The 23254-nt window shown below is 38.3% G+C and carries 26 protein-coding genes; all 26 read right to left on the reverse strand.

Features of this window, described 5'->3' with window-relative positions:
• Positions 1-240: 240 nt before the first annotated feature.
• A complete protein-coding gene (locus QT76_RS06830; protein ID WP_033617134.1) occupies positions 241-1011 on the reverse strand; it encodes an HP1117 family Sel1-like repeat protein in 771 nt (256 codons plus the stop codon).
• Between the two features lie 243 nt (positions 1012-1254).
• The gene (gene ggt, locus QT76_RS06835) at positions 1255-2958 is read right to left on the reverse strand and encodes a gamma-glutamyltransferase (RefSeq protein ID WP_033617135.1); all 1704 of its coding nucleotides are present in this window, start codon (positions 2956-2958) and stop codon (positions 1255-1257) included.
• A gap of 186 nt (positions 2959-3144) precedes the next feature.
• Positions 3145-4965: a flagellar hook-associated protein FlgK gene (gene flgK / locus QT76_RS06840; RefSeq protein ID WP_033617136.1), complete on the reverse strand. Its 1821-nt coding sequence runs from the start codon at positions 4963-4965 to the stop codon at positions 3145-3147.
• A gap of 1 nt (position 4966) precedes the next feature.
• Positions 4967-5401 carry a hypothetical protein gene (locus QT76_RS06845; RefSeq protein WP_033617137.1) on the reverse strand — a complete coding sequence of 145 codons (435 nt, stop codon included), beginning with the start codon at positions 5399-5401 and terminating at the stop codon, positions 4967-4969.
• Between the two features lie 130 nt (positions 5402-5531).
• Positions 5532-6488, reverse strand: a complete 957-nt coding sequence (gene dcm, locus QT76_RS06850) for a DNA cytosine methyltransferase (protein ID WP_162971675.1) — start codon at positions 6486-6488, stop codon at positions 5532-5534.
• Positions 6489-6631: 143 nt separating this feature from the next.
• Positions 6632-6835, reverse strand: coding sequence for a flagellar biosynthesis anti-sigma factor FlgM (locus QT76_RS06855; protein ID WP_001864146.1), 204 nt, complete (start codon positions 6833-6835; stop codon positions 6632-6634).
• Between the two features lie 63 nt (positions 6836-6898).
• Positions 6899-7105 carry a hypothetical protein gene (locus QT76_RS06860; protein ID WP_001014529.1) on the reverse strand — a complete coding sequence of 69 codons (207 nt, stop codon included), beginning with the start codon at positions 7103-7105 and terminating at the stop codon, positions 6899-6901.
• 31 nt (positions 7106-7136) lie between these two features.
• Positions 7137-7694: an FKBP-type peptidyl-prolyl cis-trans isomerase gene (locus QT76_RS06865; protein ID WP_033617138.1), complete on the reverse strand. Its 558-nt coding sequence runs from the start codon at positions 7692-7694 to the stop codon at positions 7137-7139.
• Positions 7681-8676: a tetratricopeptide repeat protein gene (locus QT76_RS06870; RefSeq protein WP_033617139.1), complete on the reverse strand. Its 996-nt coding sequence runs from the start codon at positions 8674-8676 to the stop codon at positions 7681-7683. Before QT76_RS06870 ends, QT76_RS06865 begins: the two co-directional genes overlap by 14 nt.
• Positions 8677-8683: 7 nt before the next feature.
• A complete protein-coding gene (locus tag QT76_RS06875; protein ID WP_033617140.1) occupies positions 8684-9223 on the reverse strand; it encodes an outer membrane protein Omp18 in 540 nt (179 codons plus the stop codon).
• A gap of 66 nt (positions 9224-9289) precedes the next feature.
• Complete coding sequence (gene tolB, locus QT76_RS06880) at positions 9290-10543, reverse strand: Tol-Pal system protein TolB (RefSeq protein WP_033617141.1); 1254 nt, start codon at positions 10541-10543, stop codon at positions 9290-9292.
• Positions 10540-11388 carry an energy transducer TonB gene (locus QT76_RS06885; protein ID WP_033617142.1) on the reverse strand — a complete coding sequence of 283 codons (849 nt, stop codon included), beginning with the start codon at positions 11386-11388 and terminating at the stop codon, positions 10540-10542. The genes tolB and QT76_RS06885 overlap by 4 nt, the downstream gene beginning before the upstream one ends.
• 18 nt (positions 11389-11406) lie before the next feature.
• The gene (locus QT76_RS06890) at positions 11407-11808 is read right to left on the reverse strand and encodes an ExbD/TolR family protein (RefSeq protein ID WP_001105106.1); all 402 of its coding nucleotides are present in this window, start codon (positions 11806-11808) and stop codon (positions 11407-11409) included.
• 51 nt (positions 11809-11859) lie between these two features.
• On the reverse strand, positions 11860-12429 hold the full coding sequence (locus tag QT76_RS06895; RefSeq protein WP_000887313.1) for a MotA/TolQ/ExbB proton channel family protein: 570 nt from the start codon (positions 12427-12429) through the stop codon (positions 11860-11862).
• 10 nt (positions 12430-12439) lie between these two features.
• Complete coding sequence (gene atpC, locus QT76_RS06900) at positions 12440-12811, reverse strand: ATP synthase F1 subunit epsilon (RefSeq protein ID WP_001196331.1); 372 nt, start codon at positions 12809-12811, stop codon at positions 12440-12442.
• Positions 12812-12821: 10 nt separating this feature from the next.
• Complete coding sequence (gene atpD, locus QT76_RS06905) at positions 12822-14222, reverse strand: F0F1 ATP synthase subunit beta (RefSeq protein ID WP_033617151.1); 1401 nt, start codon at positions 14220-14222, stop codon at positions 12822-12824.
• Between the two features lie 31 nt (positions 14223-14253).
• Positions 14254-15159, reverse strand: a complete 906-nt coding sequence (atpG, locus tag QT76_RS06910; RefSeq protein WP_033617143.1) for an ATP synthase F1 subunit gamma — start codon at positions 15157-15159, stop codon at positions 14254-14256.
• A gap of 14 nt (positions 15160-15173) precedes the next feature.
• Complete coding sequence (atpA, locus tag QT76_RS06915; RefSeq protein ID WP_000080482.1) at positions 15174-16685, reverse strand: F0F1 ATP synthase subunit alpha; 1512 nt, start codon at positions 16683-16685, stop codon at positions 15174-15176.
• A 22-nt stretch (positions 16686-16707) separates the two neighbouring features.
• A complete protein-coding gene (locus tag QT76_RS06920) occupies positions 16708-17250 on the reverse strand; it encodes a F0F1 ATP synthase subunit delta (RefSeq protein ID WP_033617144.1) in 543 nt (180 codons plus the stop codon).
• The gene (locus QT76_RS06925) at positions 17251-17766 is read right to left on the reverse strand and encodes a F0F1 ATP synthase subunit B (protein WP_033617145.1); all 516 of its coding nucleotides are present in this window, start codon (positions 17764-17766) and stop codon (positions 17251-17253) included.
• A gap of 3 nt (positions 17767-17769) precedes the next feature.
• A complete protein-coding gene (locus tag QT76_RS06930) occupies positions 17770-18204 on the reverse strand; it encodes a FoF1 ATP synthase subunit B' (RefSeq protein WP_001027603.1) in 435 nt (144 codons plus the stop codon).
• 109 nt (positions 18205-18313) lie between these two features.
• On the reverse strand, positions 18314-19186 hold the full coding sequence (locus tag QT76_RS06935; protein WP_033617146.1) for a ParB/RepB/Spo0J family partition protein: 873 nt from the start codon (positions 19184-19186) through the stop codon (positions 18314-18316).
• 3 nt (positions 19187-19189) lie between these two features.
• Positions 19190-19981 (reverse strand): chromosome partitioning ATPase Soj, encoded by a 792-nt coding sequence (gene soj, locus QT76_RS06940; RefSeq protein ID WP_001882895.1) that lies wholly within the window; start codon positions 19979-19981, stop codon positions 19190-19192.
• Between the two features lie 5 nt (positions 19982-19986).
• Positions 19987-20625, reverse strand: coding sequence for a biotin--[acetyl-CoA-carboxylase] ligase (locus tag QT76_RS06945; RefSeq protein WP_033617147.1), 639 nt, complete (start codon positions 20623-20625; stop codon positions 19987-19989).
• Entirely contained in the window at positions 20622-21539 is a 918-nt protein-coding gene (gene fmt, locus QT76_RS06950; protein WP_033617148.1) for a methionyl-tRNA formyltransferase, read from the reverse strand. Before fmt ends, QT76_RS06945 begins: the two co-directional genes overlap by 4 nt.
• Positions 21540-21562: 23 nt before the next feature.
• Positions 21563-23254, reverse strand: a 1692-nt coding sequence (locus tag QT76_RS06955; protein WP_033617149.1) for an AAA family ATPase, incomplete at its 5' end; no start/stop codon positions are given.

Raw genomic sequence — 23254 nt, forward strand, 5'->3', positions numbered from 1 at the left:
TGTTTGGAGTTGTTAAATTTAGAGATTTGTTAAGAGAATATTTAGGCGAGACAAACAGAGCGTTAAGGTATTTGATAGAAGGTTATAGCAAGCAATGTTTTTTAGCTAAAGTTTTTGGTAGGAAGCCACTTAGCCATGAAAAATGCAATATCTTTAATCTGTCGCTTCAAATCAATTGTTCAAAAAACATGCTACTTAGCATAAAATAAAAAATCCTTGAATCAAGCCCAAGTTTGAGAATTATCGGCTTGAAGTGTTCTTTTTCTTACAATTTTTATCAATGTCAAAATCACATGCTTTTTGCATGTATTCTTCAGCCTTTTGTTTATCCTTTTCCACGCCTAACCCATACCGATAAGACTCTGACAACCCTTCATAAGCTCTAGAAGAACTCATATCAGCCGCCATTTTATAATAGACAATCGCCTTATCTTTGTCTGGTTCAATACCCAACTGATCATTTCCGCTATAATAAATATCCCCTAAAAGGATATAAGCTTCTACATTACCCTTATGCATCGCTTTTCTAAAGCACTCTGTCGCTTTCACATAGTTGCTTGGAACTCCCCTACCCTCCATATACATGATGCCTAAGTTGATATAAGCGTTAGTATAGCCTTTCTCCGTAGCTATTCTAAAATATTCCACGGCTTTCTTTTCATCTTTAGGAACGCCCCTACCCTCTTTATACATCACGCCTAAATTGTTATACCCTCTAGGTATATCGTTATCAACCGCTTTTTGAAAATATTCAGCCGCTTTCTTGTAATCTTTAGGCACACCCCTACCATTTTCATACATGATCCCTAAAAGAACATAAGCAAGCGGCTCGCCATTTTTAATAGCGCTCTTATAAAAAGAAGCCGCTCGCTCATATTCCTTATTATTATAGGCTTCCTCCCCTTTATAAATATAATTCCTTTTTTGCTCAAGGTGTTCTGCACCAAGAGCGCTAAATAAACATAAACTTGCCAAACAAATCTTTAAAGCTAATTTGCTTGCGTATCCCATCGTTACTCCTCTACTATTAATTAAGATCAAACATAATGTCAATAGCTATCAATCTTAAAAAAAGAAATTGCATGCGTTCTAGAACCAGCAAACATTCTCAAACTCCATTCTGCATACACCATTTTAGATCTAATATCGTCTCTTGTAATGAGAGATTTTACACTATTTTTATAAATCTTAAAACTAAATTTAAGACTTTCTCGCTAAAAAGCCCCCCTCCCAAAAAAATAAGGCTAAATAGAATTAAAATTCTTTCCTTGGATCCGTTGATCCATAGAAAACGCTCCCTTTAGTTTTAGGCAAAACTTGGATCGCATTCACATCGCCCATGACCGGCTTAGTAACAATCTGATAGCCCATTTTAGTGAGGTTATCTTTCACATCAGCGGGCATGCCAAACTTTTCAATCCTTAATTCATCAGGCAGCCATTGCATGTGGAATCTAGGGGCTGAAACCGCTTCAGAAATATTCATGTTGTAATCAATGACATTAGAAATCACTTGCAACACCGTAGTGATAATCCTAGACCCTCCAGGGCTTCCCACCACCAAAAAAACCTTATTGTTTTTCAACACGATCGTAGGCGACATGGAGCTTAAAGGGCGCTTATTGGCTTCAATCGCATTCGCATCGCCCCCCACTAAACCATAGAGATTGGGGTTTCCTGGTTTTATGGAAAAATCATCCATTTCATTGTTCAATAAAAATCCTGCCCCATCAATACTAGCAGCACTCCCATAAGAAGCGTTAATGGTGTAAGTAACGCTGACCGCATTCCCCCACCTGTCCGCTACAGAATAATGCGTGGTGTTGCTCCCCTCATGCAACTGCCCCATTCCTGGCTTGATTTGAGAGCTTGGCGTGACCGTATCTGGCTGGATAGCGTCAAAAATCTTTTTGGCATACGCCTTATTGATGAGTTTATCCACCGGCACCGAAACAAAATCAGCGTCTCCCATATAAACCGATCGGTCCGCATAAGCTTGACGCATCGCTTCTGCAACGATATGGATATTCTTAGAAGCCCCATACCCAAGGGTGCTTAAATCCGCATTTTCCATGACATTTAAAATCTGGATCAAATGCGTACCTCCCGAACTTGGTGGCGACATAGAAATGATCTTATACCCACGATAGCTCCCTACCACGGGTTTGCGCCATTTCACATTGTAACTGGCTAAATCTTCTTTAGTGATAATCCCTCCATTTTTTTTCATGTCTTTCTCAATAAGATCAGCGACTTGCCCTTGATAAAAGCCTTTAGCGCCTAGCGTTTTGATTTGATTCAAAGTCTTGGCTAGATCTTTTTGGACAAACAAGTCCCCTTCTTGATAATCAAGATGCCCTTTTTTAAAAAAATACTTTTTGCTAGAACTGTATTTTAAAAACCGCTCCCTTGCTTCTTTTAGGGTTTCTGCTTGTCTTTGTGAAATCGCATAACCATTTTCAGCCAATTTAATGGCAGGATCAATGAGTTGCGATAGTTTTTTGGTGCCGTATTTTTTCAACATCGCTTCCATGCCCGCCACCGTTCCAGGAACCCCAGCCGCCAAATAGCCATCTTCGCTGAGTTTAGGGACTACATTGCCTTGCTTGTCTAAAAACATGTCTTTAGTGGCTTTCAAGGGGGCTTTTTCTCTAAAATCTAAGGCAACATTTTCACCATTAGCCAAATGGATAACCGCAAAACCGCCTCCACCAATATTGCCTGCTGCAGGATGGACAACCGCTAGAGCAAATCCCATCGCTACAGCCGCATCAATCGCATTACCTCCCTCTTCTAAAACCTTTTGCCCAATTTCAGTGGCTAGCGGGTGGCTAGAAAGGGCTAAGCCTACTTTAGTGTTTTTAATGGGCGGGTAACTCGCTGCGCTCAAAGGGCTTAACAAACCCAAAGAGAGCACTATCACGCCCAAGCCAATCGTCTTTAAAAAACTCCGTCTCATCTGTTTTCCTTTCAATCAGTTACGCTTAAAATTTCGTTGTTATTATAACACAAGCTTTACAAAACACCCTCTCGCTTATAGCTTGTAATTGCTATTAAGCATTATCGTTAATGAGTTTTAAAACAAATAAAGCTTAAAAATAAGTTAAATAGGGCTTATTTGATCAAAACGCTATGGGTAGAAAAATTATTGTTTAATCCCCAATAAAGTGTCTATCATCCGATCAATAGCGCTAATGACCTTAGCGTTAGCCGCATAGCCGCTTTGAAACTTGATCAAATTCACCATTTCTTCATCCACGCTCACTTGCGAAATAGAGAGTTGCTCTTTTTTAATGGTTTCTAACATGCTCTTTTTGGTGTCCAAAATACGCCCTGATTTTTCAGCGTCCGTGTTGATTTTACCGGTTAAAAATTGATAAAACTCGCTGATTTTCATTGGTTTAATGTCAAACTTGTCGTTATAAAAATCCACGCTATCGTATTGCAATTGCTGCATCATGTTCGCCACATCAAAATTCCCGTTAATGGGGGCAAGCCATGGGCGGATAGTGGTAGGCTCTTTTTTGTATTCTTTATTCAAGCTGATGTTAGAAGCGTCATCGCCTTGAAAAAAAGGGTTGAGCTTTAACGCTCCCATAAAATTCGTGCCGTTATCTTTCATAGAAACAAACAACCCTTGCGAAGCGTTTTTAGGCTGGATAACAAACTTTTTAGTCTCATTGTTAAAGCTCGCTGTGAAATAATCATCAAAATCGTTTTCGGTGTTGTTGTCCTGATTGTCATCGGTGTTAGCGTTAATGGCTTGGATAATATCGTTCATGGTTGTAATGGGTGTGATAGCAATGGTTTTTCTGGCGATTTCTTTACCATCGGTGTTGTAAGCGATTAAATCAAACGAGCCGTTTTTGATATTATAGTTAGTGTCTTTAAAGGCTTCATCGCTGTTAAACTCCACCGGCTCGCCCTCAATATGATGACTCGCGCTTTGAGCGTAAATCGCATTAGTGGATTCTATCAAGCCCTTAGCAAAAGAATCCAACAAATCAATATAATCTTGCAACTTGCCCTTCAAAGTCCCGTTAGAGCCGTCATTATACACATTTAATAACGCCCCCACTTTTCCCTGATTGAGCTTGTCGGTAATATTAGTTATCTTAAAATCATCGCTTTGAAAATAGATTTGGTTCAAACCCCCTTTATTTTCGGATTCTTTAACCACTAAAGGATGGAAAATAGAGCCATCAATGATATTGAACCCATGCCCGATATTAAGGTTATAGCTCTCATCAAAATCCGCTGAGTCTTTATCTGTGAGCGAATGAGTCTTAATGCTGCTTTTAAAAACATTCCCCCCTAAAAGCTCTCGCAAATGAAACTCTAATTCATCTCGCTTATCCCTTAATTCATTGGCATGCTTTAAACTCTTGTTGTTTTCCACTTCTTTAATGCGTTTATTGATCTCAGCGATTTGAGAACCCAGACTATTGACTTCTTTGATCACGCTTTTTAATTCTTCGCTCGCTTTATGCTGTAAGGTCGTTAATCTTTCTCTGGTGTCTTTAATGTTGTGCGTTAAAGCTTCTGTTTTTTGAGCGAGAGCCTGTTTTTGAGCGGAGTCTTTGGCGTTTTTAGACAATTCTTTCCATGAGTTAAAATAATCTTGCAAATCCGTAAAAAGGCTCGCTTCATCAATGTCCGGGAAATACGCACTCGCTTCTTTTAAATGCGAAAACTCTGTATCGTAATAAGTGTTTTCGTAATTAGCTTTCGTGTAACGAGCAAAAACAAACTCATCATGCACCCTTTCAATGGCTTCTACATCCACGCCCATATTCACATTTTTAGTGCCATACATATAGGCCGCTTGGGGCTTTGTAATCACGCGCTGACGGCTATAAAATTCATCGCTGGCGTTAGAAATATTATTCCCGGTAACATCCACCATGCTCTGATGGGCTTGTAGGCCCGTGTAAGAAGTGTTGAGTGAAGATAAGATTCCGCCCATTTTACGCCTGCACTCTTAAAAAATGGCTCCCCACATGCCTAGAGCCTTTATAATCGCAAGTGTCATGGGGGATGATTTGTTGGATGAGTGAAGAATAAAACTCCGAAACCGCAAACGCCATGCGCGAATAAATCAAGTTTTGTTCTTTTAAAAAAAGCAAGGATTCTCGCATCTGGTTTAAAAAATCGCTTGTTTTTTCGTCCAATAATTCACTCATCTCCTTATTAGGGAATTGTTTTTTTAAGGATAACATTTGTGCATCTATACTCGCTTTTTCGTTTTCAAAAGCTTGAATCACCAGCTGTTTTTGGGTGTTTCTTTCAAAAATTTCAGTGTGTTTAGCGAGCTTGATGTCTCTTATATCGCACTCGGTTAAATCAATCAATTCTTTTAATTGCTTTAGCGCGTTTTCTAAATGAGAATGTAAAACGACCATGACAAATCCTTTGGCTCTTGTTTCAGCCGTAATCAAGCAAATACTATGCCATTTTTAGTTTTATTATAAAACTCAATTTCTTAAGGGGATAGGGGTATTTTGAAATCATTTTCCCCTTAAAGCTTCCTTATTAAATCGCCTTTAACATTTGTTTAGCGATTGCAGCAATCACATTCACGCTCATCGCATTCCCTGCTTGGGATAACAAATGGCTTTCTTTAAAATGTGGATTATCTTTAATCTTAGTGATCAAATCCCTAGGAAATCCTTGCAAAAGCAAGCTTTCAATAGCGTTTAATTTTTTGATTTTGCCTTTTTGGATATAAAACAAACCATGCCGAGAAGTCCTTAAAGTAGGAAAAACATTAAAATACAACCTTAAATCAGATTGTCTTGTATCTAAAACGGCGTTTTCTAAAGTTAAGATATTCTCTAAAAAAACCCGGTTGTGGTTGTATGGGTTGTGCAAGTATCTTTGAAAAATAGCGTTACTCACATCCAAATAGCATTCATTGCCAGCGTCTAAAAAATCCTTAAAACAATAATCATTGGCTAAACCTAAAGGGAAATGAAATGGGTGTTTCAAATCCTTCCTAAACCCTACAATATAAATGCGTTCTCTATTTTGGGCTAATTGGAAATCAGCACTGTTTAAAATTTGATAATAAGTTGTATAGCCTGCTTCTTGCAAGGCTTTTATAATAATATTAAAAGTTGCCTTTTTATTATGATTGATCAAGCCTTTAACATTTTCAAGCAAGAAAAATTTGGGCTGTTTAACTTTTAAAATGCGAATAAGCCCATAAATAATCGTCCCTCTTTCATCTTCAAGCCCCTTCCTTTTGCCATTGATAGAAAAAGCCTGACAAGGAAACCCGCTAACTAACGCATCAAAATCGGGTAAATCATTAGGGTTGATTCGCATCAAATCCCCAAAATTATGGGTATCTTTAAAAAATAATTCATAAGTTCTAAGGGCTTCATGATTGATTTCGGCATGCCCTACGCATTTTAAATGGCATCGCTCCAAGCCCAAACGGCCTCCACCAATACCAGAGCAAAAATCCATAAAAGTTAAAATCCCCAATCAATCATTCCTAACACACGACTAAAAACATGCCCTATTTAAGAAAGCAACAAACTCATTTTAAAACACAGAGAAACTAAAATTTAATGAAAAGCAAAATCACAGCAAGAATAAACCCCCTAGAAATGAAGCCCTTAAACCCCCTAGCTTATCCCCAACAAATCCTGTGCCATTTTGTGAGAAGTCTCATGCAAGTTGATTTTATACTGGTTATTTTCAATCGCTTTCTTGATTTCAGCTACCCTATCAAGAGCGGCCTCATTGTTTTCAACTTTTTCATTCTTTTCCACACGCTTATAATTCCCCAAAGACTGCACCGGAGCAAGAGAAGAAACGGCATTAATCATTGTAAAATCCTTTAATTTGATATTCATTCCATTACAGCAAGTATCGGCAAAAAAGAAAAAAAGTTAATGGATTTTTGAAATCTGTTTTTGCAATTCCTTACCAAATTTCTTGGTGGTGGTGATGGGTTTTTTTCCGGTTTCTGCCACAGAGCCAAACGATTGCGATTGCAAACTTTTAAACATAAAAAACATCAAAAAAATTAAAATATAGCAAAATAAAAAAAAGCAAATGGTAGGGAATAGCCAATTTTTGAGATTAGAACCATTCATGACCTTGCCTTTTAAAGACTCCTATACCCTACTACCCATGCGAGCATGAACAACCACAGCCCCCACCTTTCTTCCCGCCATGACCCCCATGACCGCCACAGCAACCTGTCCCACCGCCATGGTGTGAAGCTAAAATTTCTTCTTCGCTCACTTCCCTAAAACCTAAAACCTTGAAACGAAACGCTAAAGTTTTCCCGGCTAACGGGTGGTTATAATCCACCATCACATGCGTAGTGCTAAAATCTTTGATAGTGGCTTGAATGGTTTGATTATCTTCAGTTTGCCCAAAAACGCTCATGCCTTTTTCTAATTCAATGCCTTCAAATTGATCTCTAGGAACTTCTTGCAAATAGCTGCTTTCATAAACCCCATAAGCTTCTTCTGGGGCGATAACAACCTCTTCCCATTCGCCAATTTGAGCCTTTAATACCGCCTTTTCTAACCCTGCTATGATTTGATTAGCGCCTACAATAAACTCTAAAGGCTCTTTAGAAATATTGCTGTCTAGCACTTCGCTAGAGCCTTGTTCTCTCACTTCATATTCAATCAAAGCGACTTGTTTGATTGATTCTAAATCATGGTTTTGCATGGTGGTGTTTCTCCTTGTTTTCTAAGATTTTTTGTGCCATTTTAGCTTGTTCGCTTGAAGGATACAAGTGCTGCAAAGTGTTTAAAAATTTATAATAGTTTTGATCGTCTTTGATTTTTTTAAACGACCATGCCGTATGCCACAAAAGCACAGGCATGTAAGACGCTTTTTTATTTAAAAGAGCGCTCTCTTTGTAATACTTGATCGCTTCTCTATACTTTTTCTCTCCATAAGCCACTTCTCCAAGAACATAACGCACATAATAAAGTCTGTAACTATTGGCTTCTAACCACAACAAACGCTCTTTGGCTTCTGCATAGGATTTATTTTTAAAAAAAGACAGAGCTTCTTGAAAAATCTCTTTTTGCTTGGACAGATCTTTATCAAACTCAACTTTCGCCTTTTCTTGGGTTTTTTTCTCTTGATTTTTTGGGGCTTCGGCTTTTAAAGAGGGGTTTTTATTGGCCGGAACGCTTGGTTTGAGCGGCTTTTCAGCTTTTTCCTCTTGTTCTTTTAGGGCTTTTTGGATTAAGGCAATTTGTGAAACCAAATCCTGGCTTAACTTGGTCAATAATTCACTCATCTCTTTATTTTGCTTGTCTAACTGCTGGATAGCTTGCTGGTTAGCGTGAATCTCATTCCTCAAATCCTCTAAAGTTTGCGATTGCTGCTTTAATGTGTTAGCTTGCACTTCTTGCGAAGCTTTTAAGGCTCGCAAGGATTCTTCTTGGGAAAGGATAGCGTTATTGAGATCTTTAATCTTATTAGCCTGCCCCTCATAAACGCTCCTTAGACCCTCTTGAGCTTGAGTGTTAGCCTCTACTTGCGAATGGATTTTGGTCAAAATATTAGAAAAATTCTTACTATTGACTTGCAATTGTTTGAGTTCTTTTTTGGTAGCCCCGCTTTGCAAATCAAACGCTGAAGGCTCCCCATTGAGAAAAAAGGGAGCGATAAAAGGGATAAAAAAAAGCCTTTTCATCCTAGAATTACTTCACTAATTTGACATCCACTCTTCTGTTTTCTTTATAACACTCTCTAGTTTTTTGGGCACATTTGGGTTTGGTTTCACCAAAACTGATGGTTTTGATCATATCTTTTTCTACCCCCTTAATGACTAAAGCGTTTTTCACGCTCAAAGTCCTTTTAACGCCAAGTGCTTGGTTGTATTCGCTAGAGCCAAATTCATCGGTATTGCCTTCCAAAAGCACTTGCATGTGGTTTTCTTTAGCTTTTTGCACGATCTCATCTAAAGTCTCTTGATCGGATTCTTTGATCTCATACTTGTCAAAATCAAAATAAATAGAAGCGATGATAGTCCCACCCTCAACAGCCGGCTTTTCTTCAACCACTGGAGCTGGCTCTTCTTTAGGCTCTTCTTTCTCTGGAGCTGGTTCTGTAGTAACAGGTGCAGTCTGAACCGTTTTAGCGCTCACATCGCCAGCCACAGTCTTATTATCCATTTTATGACTACAGCCAGCTACCAATAAAAAAGCTACCAAGAAACTAAATGCAGAAGATCTTTTCATTATAAATTCTCCAAGAATCAAATTTTAATAAATGCAAATATTAACTCACATTCGCTTAATCTAACCTTACCAATCAAAGGCTTGTATTTTCACATTCTTTAAAGGGAATAAAAAACTCTGATTATAGTCTAGCAAAATAAGCCCCATGGCGTATTCTTGGGGTGTCTTTTTGATATACATGATATTTCTCCCATCCGTAGAAAAACGAGGCATCTGGTTAGAGCCATTCACGGTAAGTCTGCGGATATATTTGCTGTTTAGAGTGATCAAATTCAAATTAAACACCGTTTTGCCAAATTCATTAAGGTTTTCTCGGCTCACATACACAATGCTGTCTTTATAAGCGTCAATAGATTCATTGCTTCTTCCTTCATAAAGGAGTTGCTCCGCGCTCTCTTTTAAGCCCAATTTCTTCATGTAGATGTTAGGATAGCCGGATCTATCCGAAACAAAAGCCATGGACTTGTCATCTTCTAAAAACACTCCTGAGACATCTATCCCAGGATAGCGCGTTATTTTGGTTTTAGTTTTTTTATGCGTGTCATACAAATACACATCCGGTTGGCCATCAGGGGCTAAAGACATTAAAATTTTAGAGCCATCAGAACTCACGCTAGAGACCACAGCCATTCCTTGAGAGCTAGCGATATTCTCATGAGTGGCTTTTTGAATGTTGTATTTTAAAATCATGGGCGTTCTTTCGCCATACTGCGTGTAATAAAACTCCGTTTGTTCAGCGTTCGCCCATTTAGGGAAAATATTGAGCCTATTGTTTTTGATGATTTCTTTTTGATAACGCATCGTATAATCGGCTAAGGCGATATTTGTGATTCCTGGTCCAATGTATTTAGAAAAAACAATAAGGCGCTTCATCCAAGCGATAGAAGGGGCTTTTAAATAATCATTCACCACAATGGCCATGTTGTGCGCTGCAAAAGGGTATAAATCTGAACTTAAAATGGGGTAGTCAAAAGTTTTAACAAGAGCGCTTGTATTGACATCATAAAGTTTTAATCGTGAAATTTTATTGCCGTTTTCTAAAGCCACACTCACCAGCGCTACAAGATGGACTTTTTTATCCTTGAGTTCTGCGTAATTGATAGCGCCTTGATCCTTGTTTTGAGAAACATCAAAATGCTGGCTAGTCTTTAAATCGTTCGCTAAGACTTCATGCAATTTTAAAGCGTAATTGGCATCGTTGTCTATGGAGTAGCGCACTTCAATCTTAGGAAGTTTTTGAATGGTTTTAATAATATCTAGTGTTTTATCTGTTGCAAAAAGCCCTGTAGTATATATTAAAAAAAGCCATAAATACCTCATTGTTCTTCCTTAGTGGTGAAATTAACTTGAATAGAAATCATGTTTCCTCCCGGGTATGGGGGAAAATCCACTTTCTTTAAATCATTTAAAAGGGTCATCACACTCTTGTTATAATCCTTAAAATCAGAGTAACTAAGAATGGTATAATCAAACTCCCCATCTTTAGTGATCATAATCAGAGCGCTCACTGAAGCCTTGTGATAAAAAACCCCTTTCCAACCTTTATATAAAATTTGATAGATTTGAGCATACCACTCTTGATAGGCTTTTTCATCAACCCCATCTTGTTTAGGGATTTGCAAATCTAAAGTTTTGTTTTTAACGCTTTCTAGTTTTTGCGCGAATTGATCCAAATTCTGTTGCAAACCTTTCAACATCTCTTGATTTTTTTGGTTTTGCTTTAAGCGTTGCTGTTCTTTTAAACGCCTTTGCTCTTCTTCTTGCTCATTTTTTTGCTCATCTTTTTGAGCGTTTGTGTCTGTCTTTTCTTGAAAATCATTGAGTGAAGAAAAAATCTCTTCAAGGCTTTCTTCTTGTTCTTTAGGATCAATAAAATCGCCCTCCTTATCAGTTGCATTTTTTTCAACTACTTTTTCATCTTTTTTTTCTTCTACTTTTTCTTCTACTTTTTCAGCTACTTTTTCAACTGCTTTTTCATCTTTTTTTTCTTCGCTTGGCAAATCTTCTAAATTCAAATCAATGGCTTGTTCGTTTTTTTTGCCCAAATCTAAAAGGATTTTCTCCGCTTCTTTATTATGCCTTTCTAGCAACAAGCCATACAACAACAAAGCATAGAGCAAGAACGCTAAAAAGCCAGAAACAACAAAGATCGCGCTCTTACTCATGCAAATTAGCCCTGCTTTTTAAGGACTTGTGATTAAAGAAACTTTTAAAAAACCCGCTTCTTTAATCGTTTTTAACAAATAAATCACTTTGTCATAAGTCAATCGCTTGTCCGCACGGATACTCACCCTAGTATCTTTATCGTATTTTTTAGAAAGCAAGTTAAAAGTATCCGGAAAAGAGTTGTATTCATAGGTTTGACTATCTATATAGATTTTTGCGTCTTTATCCATGCGAATCTCAATCATTTTATCTTGAGTGGCTCTAGCAGTTTTTGAACCAGAAGGTAAAGCGATCTCTTCTTTATAAGTGAGAGTGGGCGTAGTTACCATAAGAATAGCCAATAAAACAAGCATCACATCCACTAAAGGCGTGATATTGAGTTCTGGCTTGTCTTCATCCCAATAGTTATCATAATTCATAAAAACCTTCTAACTCCCTATTTAAGATATTTATAAAATCCCCTTAAAGCTTTATTTTTTAGAAGACAAAATATCCACTTGCATCTGCACATAAACCGATAAATCATACACCTTGCGTTTTAAAATCAAGTAAAAAGAATAGGCTGGAATGGCCGCTAAAATACCTGCAGCGGTGGCGATAAGAGCCTTAGAAATAATGGGTGCGATCACCCCAAAAGACGCTTGACCTAACGCGCCCAAATTGTTAAACGCTTCTAAAATTTCAACCACCGTTCCAAACAAACCAATAAAGGGGGCTGTAGAAGAGATGATGCTCAACACCACTAAACCCGTCGTGCTTTGCTTAAGAACCTGGTGTTTCCAAGCCTGCAACAATTCATTAGAATACCTTTTGGTCTCATCATTTCTTTTTTTATTAAACATGAAATGCTCTGGAGCGTCTTGCGCCCCATTAAGAATGTTAGACAAAGATTGCATCTCGCGCTTGAGTTCAATCTTTAGCACAATGCTCTTATACAAAAAGACCCATAAAGTCATCACCAAATAGAGCGAAATCCAAACTAAAACAAGCGTGGTAACAAACCCGCTCTTATTGAAAAAATAAACGATTGAATCTAACATGATTATCCCCTTAAAGAGACTCAATCTTAGCCAGCACGCTAGAGACCGCTAACCTGTCAGAGCTTGCGTCCTCTAAAAGCTTTTTAGCCCTAGAGATAGCATCGTCTCTGTCGTCTGATTCTTTTTTAATAAAGACCGCCCCATCGGCTAAAATATCCACCCGTTCATTAGTAACTTCTGCATAGCCCCAATTGATCGCAATGTGCTCTTTTTGGTTTTCGGTTTCAATCTCAACCACTCCCGCCTGAAGCAAGGTGATCATGTTGCTATGCCCATAAAGCACCCCAAATTCCCCTTCAACTCCTGGCAACACAACGCTTTTAACCTCTCCTGTATAAACTTCCCCCTCAGGAACTACCACACTAATTTTCAACAAAGCCATCACAAAACCCTTAGGAATTTTTCATGTTTTTAGCTTTTTCTAAAACCTCTTGAATGCTGCCCACCATGTAAAACGCGTTCTCAGGAATATGATCGTATTTACCTTCTAAAATCCCTCCAAAGCCCTCTAAAGTCTCTTGGAGAGTCACATACTTACCGGGACTTCCCGTAAACACTTCAGCCACAAAAAACGGCTGGGATAAAAACTTCTCAATTTTTCTGGCCCTTTCAACCGTTTTTTTATCCTCTTCGCTCAATTCGTCTAATCCCAAAATCGCAATAATGTCTTGCAAATCCTTGTATTTTTGCAAAATTTGCTGGATACCGGTAGCGATTTCATAGTGTTTCTCACCGATCATTTGAGGGCTTAAAATCCTTGAAGTGGAATCTAAAGGATCCACCGCCGGATAAATCCCTTTTTCAGCGATCTTTCTATTCAACACCGTAGTCGCATCTAAATGCGCAAACACCGAAGCAGGGGCTGGGTCAGTCAAGTCGTCTGCTGGCACATACACCGCTTGAACCGAAGTGATAGAGCCATTTTTAGTGGAAGCGATACGCTCTTGCAGTTTCCCCATTTCCCCAGCTAGCGTGGGCTGATACCCCACGGCTGAAGGGATACGACCTAATAGTGCGCTCATTTCCGCACCGCTTTGAGCGTATCTAAAGATGTTATCAATGAACATCAACACATCTAAGCCCTTTTCATCACGGAAATACTCCGCCATTGTCAAGCCGGTGAATGCGATGCGATTCCTTGCTCCTGGTGGCTCATTCATTTGCCCATAGCACAGCGCGACTTTGTCTAAAACGCCCCCTTCTTTCATCTCAAAATACAGATCGTTCCCTTCTCTGGTGCGCTCCCCCACACCTGCAAACACCGAATACCCATTATGCTTATAAGCCACATTATGGATAAGCTCCATAATGATCACCGTTTTCCCTACGCCAGCCCCGCCAAACAAGCCTACTTTACCGCCCTTAGAATAAGGTGCAAGCAAGTCAATGACTTTAATACCGGTTTCAAACATTTCTGTCTTGGTGCTTTGCTGCTCAAAACTAGGGGCTTTTCTGTGAATGGGCCAAGTTAAGGACGGCTTAAGCGGCTCTAAATTGTCAATGCTCTCGCCCACAACATTAAAAATACGCCCTAACACTTCTTCGCCCACAGGCACTTCAATCATTTTGCCGCGAGCTTTGACGATCTGGTTACGCACCAAGCCTTCTGTCATATCCATAGCAATCGCTCGCACCCGATTACCGCCCAAATGGGCTGCCACCTCTAAAACTAAAGATTTTTGAACGCCATTGACTTCAAAATTAATGTCTAACGCTTCAAAAATCGCCGGTAGATAGGATTCAAACTCCACATCTACCACAGGGCCTAAAACCTGAATGATTTTACCTTCCATCGCTTTCATCGCTCCTTGATTAATATAATTTTTATTTTAGGGCTTCTACGCCAGCATTGATTTCTACTAGCTCGGTCGTAATCGCCTCTTGTCTGGCTTTATTATAAGAAATAGTTAAAGTTTTAACCAAATCTTTAGCGTTATTCGTCGCTGTATCCATAGCCTGCATTCTAGCGCTATGCTCTGCGGCTAAAGAATCAATCAAAGCGTAGTATAAACTATACTCCACATATTTTTCTGCTAAAGAGTCTAAAATTTCATCTTCACTCCCGCTTGGCTCGCTAGTAATGGTCTCTTGCGTCTCATTAGACTGGGGGTTTTGGTGGATGATTTTATACCCAATCGGCAAAATTGTTTTGACTCTTATTTCTTGAGTGATCATGTTTTTAAAGCCATTATGAATGATGATCACCTTATCGGTTTTCCCACTCAAATAATCCTCTACCACTTTTTTCATGAATTCCTGCGCGCGTTCATAATTAGGCATAGAACTCAAATTATTGATCTTGTCTAAAACCTCTATCCCGTTAAAGCTAAAATACTCATTGCCCTTTTTACCAATACCACGCAAACGCACTTTAATGTCTTTTTCTTTGTATTCATTCGTGCATGCTAAAACTTTTTTAATGGTATTGGTGTTAAAGCCCCCACAAAGCCCCTTATCGGCTGTGATAAAAATAATATCCACTTTTTTGATTTCAAGTCTCTCTAGTTCCCTAAAATACTTGCTTTGAATGTCTTCAATCCCTTGATTTCTCATCTTGGATAGCACATCATCAAACACAGCGTCTAATTTCAGTGCATACGCTCTGGAATTTCTTGCAACTTCTTCGGCTTTTCTCAGCTTGGAAGTGGAAACGAGTTTCATCGCATGCGTGATTTTTTGCGTGTTTTTAACGCTTCCAATTTTCTTTCTAATATCTCTTAAATTCGCCATGTTCTAGCCGTCTCCTACTCGCTATAAGTGAGCTTAAATTCCTCTAATACTTTTCTTAGCATGGCTTCTAAATCCTTATCTAGCGCTTTTTTAGTGTGGATTTCTTCTAAAACTTGGGGGTATTTTGCTTCCAAGAAAGGGTGCAGTTGCTCTTCAAAATCCACGACTTTTTTCACGCTCACGCTATCTAAAAAGCCCTTAGCCCCAGCGTAAATAATGACCACTTGCTTTTCAATAGGCAAGGGCGAATAAGGGGCTTGTTTCAACACTTCTACCATGCGTTGCCCTCTTTCTAATTGCTTTTTACTCGCTTCATCTAAATCAGAAGCGAATTGCGTGAAAGCTTGCAACTCTCTGTATTGCGCTAAATCCAGGCGCAAAGTCCCTGAAACCTGCTTGGTCGCTTTGATTTGAGCGGCCCCTCCAACCCTTGAAACCGATAAGCCCACATTGATAGCCGGGCGGATCCCTGAATAAAACAAATCCGTTTCTAAGAAAATTTGCCCGTCTGTAATAGAAATGATATTCGTAGGGATATAAGCTGAAACATCGCCCGCTTGAGTTTCCACAATAGGGAGCGCGGTCAAAGAGCCGGCACCCTTTTCATCGCAAAGTTTAGCCGCTCTTTCTAAAAGCCGTGAGTGGATATAAAACACATCTCCAGGAAAAGCCTCCCTACCTGGGGGTCTTCTCAAAATCAAAGAAATCTCTCTGTAAGCGACAGCATGCTTACTCAAATCATCATAAATGATTAGGGCATGGCGGGCATGATCTCTAAAGTATTCCCCCATAGCCACACCTGAATAAGGGGCTAAATATTGCATTGCAGCTGAATCTGAAGCCGAAGCGTTGATCACGACGCTGTATTCCATCGCCCCGTATTCTTCTAATTTGCGGACCACTTGCGCGACAGTGGATTCTTTTTGCCCAATAGCCACATAGATACAGATCACATTTTGCCCTTTTTGGTTAATGATCGCATCGATCGCTACGGTGGTTTTACCGGTTTGTTTATCCCCAATAATCAATTCCCTTTGTCCGCGCCCAATAGGCACCAACGCATCAATGGCTTTAATGCCAGTTTGTAAAGGCTCATGCACCGATTTTCTGTCCATAATGCCCGGGGCTTTTTGCTCGATGAGACTGAACTCATTCGTTTCTATCTCACCCTTGCCATCAATAGGCTCACCCAAAGCGTTTAGCACACGCCCTACAACCGCATCGCCAACAGGAACTTTCATCAAACTCTTCGTGCGTTTAACGCCAGTCCCCTCTTTAATATTGTTGCCAAAACCAAACACAATCACGCCAACGCTATCTTCTTCTAAGTTAGCCGCAACGCCTTTATCCCCTGTTTCAAACTCCAGCACTTCATACGACATCACACCATTTAAGCCATAAACCTTAGCCACACCATCAGCGTATGAAACGACTTTTCCTACTTCAGCCATATCGCAATCAAGTTCAAAATTCTTGATTTTTTCTTCAATAACCGAGCTGATTTCTTCCAATTTTAGTTGGGACATTATCTTTATCTCCTTAGATTGATTAAATAGATTGAATAACCTGTTTTTCTATTTTCTTTAAAATATCTTCTTTAGAAAAGCCTATTTCTAAATCCAGGCTTGAAACGCTCAAAGAAACCCCTTTTTTAGACCAAGTGTCTTGAGCGATTTCTACAGGAGCGTTAAAACGCGCTTGCAATTTTTGTTGCACGGCTTCTAGTTCATTATTTTCAAGCTTTTCTGGGACTAAAAGTGTGGCTTCTAAAGTCCTTTTAGAATCAAAAGACAGCTCTTCAGTGATCAATTCCAACACATCAAGCCTGTTATTTTTTAACACCACTTCCATTACAGGCTTTAAAATTGAACATGCTTTTATAGAAGTTATTTTTTCTAAGATTTCAAATACAACCTCTTTTTTAACTTTTAAAGAAACATGAGCTAACACCTGGTTGAGTTTGTGTAATTTTATGGCTTCTGCTACATTTTTAAGCCCTACAACGATTTCTTCCAATAACGCTAGATCGCTTTTAGTGTGGTTTTTCAACGCCTTAGCATAATGCTTAGAGATCACTTTTAAATCTTGCATTTAAAGCCTTTGTTTCAAAATATTCACGCAATCTTGCACATTGAAAGAGACTTTTTTGCTCTCTCTTAGATCTTTAAAAACGCTTTCAACCAGCTCTCTTTTGATCTTTTTAACTTCTAAATCCATCAACGCCTTAGAATTTTTGATCAAATTTTCCACATCCATTTTGGTTTGCAATTCGTATTTTTGCGTAATCGTGTAAGCTTCTTTATTCGCATCAGAAATAATCAATTCCGCTTTTTCTTTGGCTTGCTCTAATTCTTTTAAGAGTTTTTTCTTATTTTCTTTACTCACTTTAAGTTGGGCTTGAATCTCTTCTAATCGTTTGGAGATTTCAAGGCTTTTGGAGCGTAAAAATGAACGCAGTTTTTTAGCCAGAAAATACCACAAAATCCCCGCAAATAAAAGGAAATTTAAAGAACGCTCTATAATATCTGTTTGTGAAATATCCAATCCAGTAGCGCACAAAGGGCTTAAAAGGATCAAAAACCCTAACACCATTTTAACTAACACCATCCATCAACTCCCTAAACCCATAGCCACACGCTTGTTTAACTCGTCTTCAAATACCGGCATTTGCGCTTGCAACTGCTCTTTTAAGACTTGCTTTTCATTTTGTAATTGCTTTGCAAACGCTTCAAACTCTTGATTGAGTTCGTTCTCTTTTTGCTTGATCACAGCGTCATAGGACTCTGTGGCTTTTTGAATCGCTTCGGCTATCATTTCTCTGCGTTTTTCAGCGGCTTCCTTAAGAAGAGTCTCAATTTGATGACCAATCTCCACACTTTGGGCATTATCCGTTTTGATTTTAGCCAAGCTATCCTTTATCTCTGCCTGTCTGTTATCCATAAAAGCCAACAAAGGCCTATACACCCAAACATTCATCGCCCACAACAATAACACAAACACCACAAAAACGACCGCCATTAAATAGGGGTTAACCGATATATTCATAGCCTATTTCTTTCCTAAAAACCTAAAAATATTTGAAACTCGCATTTGTTATAAAAAAATTAACTCTATCTTAACAAAAAATCGCTTAAAATTTGAGGATATTCAAGCGTTAAGACATCATTTTTTTCATAAAAGCCTCTAAAAGAGAATTTTCATAACATCGTAAAATGATTTTATTCCCTTTCAAAGCCGCTTTAAGCTTGTAATGATCCCACAAACTTTGATTAAAGCGTTCTAATTCATCTTCAGCGATGAGCGTTTGGGTTTGCTTGAAACCATGTTTTTTATTGTCAAAATTTGCGTTTATTTTAAAATCACGCGTTAAATCTTCTGTCTGGCGCACGCTGAGTTTCTGCCCTATGATGGAATTTAAAATCAATTCTTGTTTTTCTTCATCCAAACCCACCAAAACCTTTGCATGCCCTGAAGTGATTTTTTCTTCTAAAAGAGCGTTTTGAACCTTAGAAGAGAGCGTCAATAAACGCATGATATTAGCCACATGGGCTCTGGATTTTTTAACGATTTTAGACAGCTCTTCTTGGGTCATTTTATAGCTTTCAAGCAATTCTTTATAAGATCTAGCCAACTCTAAAGGGTTTAAATCTTCTCGCTGGATATTTTCAATCAACGCCACTTCACGCATTTTTTCTTGCTCAATATCCACAACAATCGCTTTAATCGTAGGCATTTTAGCCAATTTGCTCGCTCTTAAGCGTCTTTCACCAGCGATCAAATGGTAACGCCCGTTCTCACTCACCACTAAAACCGGTTGCAACAAACCATGTTCTTTAATAGATTGCGCTAATTCTTCTAAAGAATCTTCGCTAAAAACCTTTCTGGGTTGGTAAGGATTAGGCATCACCTCATCAATACCAAGCTCCACAACCCGATTCGCTCTTTCATACAGCCCCTGCTCATACACTTCATTGATTTCAGGGAAAATATCCGCTAAACCCCTACCCAACACTTTATTTTTTGCCATATGCTACCCTTGAAGAATGCTTTGAGCTAATTTTTGATAAGCGATACTGCCATTAGATTTAATATCATAGAGCAAGATAGGCTTACCAAAACTAGGCGATTCCGCTAGTTTCACGCTTTTAGGGATCATAATATACTCTCCTGTAGCTGAATCTCTAAAAAACTCTGAGTCAAAATACTTGAACAATTCCGCTAAAACCCCTTTTGTCAAATTGAGCTGAGGGACATGCATTGTGGGTAAAAAACCTCTGATTTTGAGCTTAGGGTTCGTGCTTTTTTGCAACATTCTAATGGTGTTAAGCAATAATTTAGTGCCTTCAAGGGCAAAAAATTCGCATTGGATAGGAATGATCACCGAATGGGCTGCTGAAAGCGAATTGATCGTGAGAGGCCCTAGAGCTGGCGGGGAATCAATAATAATATAATCATAAAGCCCCACCACACTCTCTAAAGCGTTTTTGAGCATGAGCTCGCCTCGTTTGTTCTCATCTTGGCTGTCATAAAAGGTTTTTTCAAACCCGGCTAAACCCAAATTAGAAGGCACTAAATCCAAAAAAGGCATTTGGGTTTTTAAGATCACTTGAGAAATTTGCTTACGGCCAATCAACACATGATAAATATCATAATCAATTTTATCGCGCCTAAAACCCAAGCTTGAAGTGGCGTTAGCCTGGGGGTCAAAATCAATCAACAAGATTTTTTTTTCATGCGCTGCTAAAGAAGCCGCCAAATTAACCGCTGTTGTCGTTTTGCCCACACCCCCTTTTTGATTAGCCACTGCAATGATTTCATTCATCATACTCATATCCTACTATATATCTTATCTTTAATCAAAATGCGGCCGTCTTCTAACAATTCCGCATCTTTCAAACTCACCAATTCGCCCCAATCATTATGGAAACTAAAAGAGTCGTTTCTGTGAAATTCTAACGCATACTTACTTAAAACTTCCCCCCAAAAAAGATTTTCTTCTATTTTTTTTAAAAAGCCCTCTATAATCAAATCGTCGCTCGCGCCAATATCTAAACATGCCCATTTCTTTGAAACCCTATTCACGCCAATCCCACACACCCGCATGTCTTTATAAATATTAACCAGCACGCCCCCTATTTTTTGATCCTCTAAATACAAGTCGTTAGGCCATTTGAGCCAGGTTTGAGAGCCTAATTCTTTTAAAACTTCTTTGAATAAAAACCCTAAATACAAAGCGTTCGCTTGCATGGGTAAATCTTTAGGCAAATCGCTTGCGTTTAAAGCGAGCGAAAAAGTCAAAGCGCTTTTTGTGCCCTCCCAAATATTCCCCCTACTGCCTATCCCAGCGCTTTGGTTTTTAGCCACAATCAAAACAGGGGCTTTGAGTTCGTTATTTTTGAGTTTTTCTAAAAGATAGGTTTGCGTGGAAGGCAGGCTATCAAAAACCCTTTTTTCACATTGTCTCATGCCAAAATACCGCCTACTTTCAAACGCTTGCCATTCAAATAATCCTTCGCTTTCAAGGGCTTTTTACCCACCGCTTGCAACCTTGCTATACGCACGCTGCCTTTCAAGCAGCCTACAAGAACGCCTTTTTCATCAATTGCTAAAATCTCGCCTTCCTTGTGGCTCTTTTCATTCTCCACCAACTCCACTTCTAAAAGTTTAAGGCTGTTTTCTAAAAAGATTTCTGGCCAACTCTTAAACGCAAGCGATTTTAAAAACAAGCTTTTAGCGTCTTTAAAACCCACTAAACCATCGGCTTTGGTGATTTTTTTACAAAAACTAGCCTGCATATGATCTTGAGGCTTTCTTGTGATGGAATGAAAATTTTTGAGCGTTGAAAGAAGTAAATCCGCCCCCATGCGCGCTAATTTTAAACTTAAAGCGTCCAAATTCAAATAATCTTCTCTCAAAAAAGAAGCGCTCTCTAAAATATCCCCACTATCCAATTCCAAATCCATAAGCATGGTGCTTATGCCATAAATCCTATCGTCATTGAGTATCATCTCATGAATGGGCGAAGCCCCCCTGTATTTGGGCAATAACGACGCATGCACATTAATGCAAGGAGCGATGGTTAAAACCTCTTTAGGCAAAATCTTACCATAAGCCACCACCACGATAAAATCAGGCTTCAAATCCTTTAAAATTTGAACTTCAGGCTCTTTCAAACTTTGCGGCTGGAAAATGGGGATATTTAAATGATTTTCTAAAATGTATGTTTTAGTCTCTGGGGCTTTCAATTCTTTTTTGCGCCCAAAAGGTTTGTCCCTTTGAGTGAATAGCCCCACCACTTCTATATGGTTATTTTTATTTTCAACCAACGCCCTTAAGATCACTTCAGCAAACCCCGGCGTTCCCATAAATACGATGCACATGTTATTCCTTGTTTTTAATTCAATTACTTCATTCTCATCATCATTTTATAATGAGCTTCATGACCGGTTTCTTTAAATATTTTTTCAAAAACTTTTAAATATGTCTCAATACTTGTATCTTGACTTTGCACAAACAAATCATCTGAAATCCCATGAGAACCATCATTAAACCATGAAATGAAAGAATTACACACTCGTTTTTCTTCAATATTTTCAAAACATTCACTCAAGCTATCATTATGTTTAAAATCGCCTAAAATCCTAAAGTAATACTCAATAATTCTTCGCATAACATTTTGTAAAGATACCCAAGAAGCATTATTTTCTTTTGCTTGTTTTACTTCTTGCCATAGCAATTCATAGGAATTTTTAATGGGATTTTCTTTATAATCTTTAATTTTTGAAACATTATTATCCTTTTTAATTATCCAAAAAGAATATTTCCCTTGATAGCGTTTATCACATTCTAATGTAATTTCCTTGTAAAAATATGTGTTGTGGGTTAGTATAATAACTTGCTTGATGTTTGTTTTTTCTTCCATGGCTTCTTTCATAAGATCTTTAACTAAAACACTCACCATAAACAATATATTGCTATCCAAACTTGAAATGGGGTCATCAATCACTAAAACCTTATTTTTTGATATATCGCTCTCTTTTAAAGAGCCTTTTGTTAAATGATAATAATATAAGAAAGTGATGAAAGTAACTTCACCCTCACTCAGTGTTTCTCCTACTAATTGACCATCTTCTCTTTGAATACGATAAGATTTTTCATCTTCAGTGCATGCCAAACCAAAATTCGTGAATCCATACCTTTCTAAAAGCGTATTGATTTCATTGACAATGGGCCTTATGCTTACCATAGTTTTTTCTAATTCCCTAATTTCATTTTCTAATTTCTTTATCTTTTCTTGATTTTCACGAATTTCTTCATTTAAATTGCTTATCCCTTTCTCCAAACCGCAACGCTTTTTATCATATTCTTGTATATCGCTTTTAAATTCATTGACTAGAAATTTCCAAGTTTGCTCCACGCAAGTCTTTTTCTGGTTTTTAATGTTTTTTATTATCTCATTATGCTTGGCTATTTGCTGGTTAGCCGTGTCAATCAGATCTCTAATTTCTTTTATCTCATTTTTAGTGCTTTCTAGCTCAAAACTTCTGCTCATTTCTTTACTCTTATCGTGCATCTTTTGTTGATTCCCATTGATTTTGCTCTTCAAGGTTTCAACAATTCTTTTAAAACTTTCTGTGTTTAATTTGGTTTGTTGATTCTTCTGTTCTGTTTCAACAATCTTATCAAGTCGCTCCAACGCTCTAGCGGTTATGCTTGCGTAGTGTTCCATATTTTCCTTGATCGTTTCAGTAGATTCTTGATAACTTGTATCAAAATAAGATTCTAGTTGTTTTTTAAATTCTTCGGTAATGGTTTCTTTTTGACAGAAAGGGCATATACTATTATCTTTTACATATTCTCTACCTTGAGCTACCCAATCCTCATTGCTTAATTTTTTTATTAAATCTGCAATGGCTGCATCACCACTCCCTACAATTTTTTGTTCCCAAATAGAATGATTTTCAATAAAATCAAAATCTGTTAAATTGCATTCCAATAGTGCCAATTCTGTTTGGTTTTCACCAAAAACAATCTCAATTTTTTCCTTTAATTTTTCTAACCCTACTATTTCGCTTTGATTGTATTTATCGTTTTC

It is taken from the genome of Helicobacter pylori SA37A (assembly GCF_000476015.1).
Taxonomy (GTDB): Bacteria; Campylobacterota; Campylobacteria; order Campylobacterales; family Helicobacteraceae; genus Helicobacter; species Helicobacter pylori_DB.

Bases quoted from the DNA above. Each gene is read 5' to 3' on its own strand.
- QT76_RS06830 (WP_033617134.1), bottom strand. From the start codon at position 1,011: ATGGGATACGCAAGCAAATTAGCTTTAAAGATTTGTTTGGCAAGTTTA.
- ggt (WP_033617135.1), bottom strand. From the start codon at position 2,958: ATGAGACGGAGTTTTTTAAAGACGATTGGCTTGGGCGTGATAGTGCTC.
- flgK (WP_033617136.1), bottom strand. From the start codon at position 4,965: ATGGGCGGAATCTTATCTTCACTCAACACTTCTTACACGGGCCTACAA.
- QT76_RS06845 (WP_033617137.1), bottom strand. From the start codon at position 5,401: ATGGTCGTTTTACATTCTCATTTAGAAAACGCGCTAAAGCAATTAAAA.
- QT76_RS06855 (WP_001864146.1), bottom strand. From the start codon at position 6,835: ATGATTAATGCCGTTTCTTCTCTTGCTCCGGTGCAGTCTTTGGGGAAT.
- QT76_RS06860 (WP_001014529.1), bottom strand. From the start codon at position 7,105: ATGAATGGTTCTAATCTCAAAAATTGGCTATTCCCTACCATTTGCTTT.
- QT76_RS06865 (WP_033617138.1), bottom strand. From the start codon at position 7,694: ATGCAAAACCATGATTTAGAATCAATCAAACAAGTCGCTTTGATTGAA.
- QT76_RS06870 (WP_033617139.1), bottom strand. From the start codon at position 8,676: ATGAAAAGGCTTTTTTTTATCCCTTTTATCGCTCCCTTTTTTCTCAAT.
- QT76_RS06875 (WP_033617140.1), bottom strand. From the start codon at position 9,223: ATGAAAAGATCTTCTGCATTTAGTTTCTTGGTAGCTTTTTTATTGGTA.
- tolB (WP_033617141.1), bottom strand. From the start codon at position 10,543: ATGAGGTATTTATGGCTTTTTTTAATATATACTACAGGGCTTTTTGCA.
- QT76_RS06885 (WP_033617142.1), bottom strand. From the start codon at position 11,388: ATGAGTAAGAGCGCGATCTTTGTTGTTTCTGGCTTTTTAGCGTTCTTG.
- QT76_RS06890 (WP_001105106.1), bottom strand. From the start codon at position 11,808: ATGAATTATGATAACTATTGGGATGAAGACAAGCCAGAACTCAATATC.
- QT76_RS06895 (WP_000887313.1), bottom strand. From the start codon at position 12,429: ATGTTAGATTCAATCGTTTATTTTTTCAATAAGAGCGGGTTTGTTACC.
- atpC (WP_001196331.1), bottom strand. From the start codon at position 12,811: ATGGCTTTGTTGAAAATTAGTGTGGTAGTTCCTGAGGGGGAAGTTTAT.
- atpD (WP_033617151.1), bottom strand. From the start codon at position 14,222: ATGGAAGGTAAAATCATTCAGGTTTTAGGCCCTGTGGTAGATGTGGAG.
- atpG (WP_033617143.1), bottom strand. From the start codon at position 15,159: ATGGCGAATTTAAGAGATATTAGAAAGAAAATTGGAAGCGTTAAAAAC.
- atpA (WP_000080482.1), bottom strand. From the start codon at position 16,685: ATGTCCCAACTAAAATTGGAAGAAATCAGCTCGGTTATTGAAGAAAAA.
- QT76_RS06920 (WP_033617144.1), bottom strand. From the start codon at position 17,250: ATGCAAGATTTAAAAGTGATCTCTAAGCATTATGCTAAGGCGTTGAAA.
- QT76_RS06925 (WP_033617145.1), bottom strand. From the start codon at position 17,766: ATGGTGTTAGTTAAAATGGTGTTAGGGTTTTTGATCCTTTTAAGCCCT.
- QT76_RS06930 (WP_001027603.1), bottom strand. From the start codon at position 18,204: ATGAATATATCGGTTAACCCCTATTTAATGGCGGTCGTTTTTGTGGTG.
- QT76_RS06935 (WP_033617146.1), bottom strand. From the start codon at position 19,186: ATGGCAAAAAATAAAGTGTTGGGTAGGGGTTTAGCGGATATTTTCCCT.
- soj (WP_001882895.1), bottom strand. From the start codon at position 19,981: ATGAATGAAATCATTGCAGTGGCTAATCAAAAAGGGGGTGTGGGCAAA.
- QT76_RS06945 (WP_033617147.1), bottom strand. From the start codon at position 20,625: ATGAGACAATGTGAAAAAAGGGTTTTTGATAGCCTGCCTTCCACGCAA.
- fmt (WP_033617148.1), bottom strand. From the start codon at position 21,539: ATGTGCATCGTATTTATGGGAACGCCGGGGTTTGCTGAAGTGATCTTA.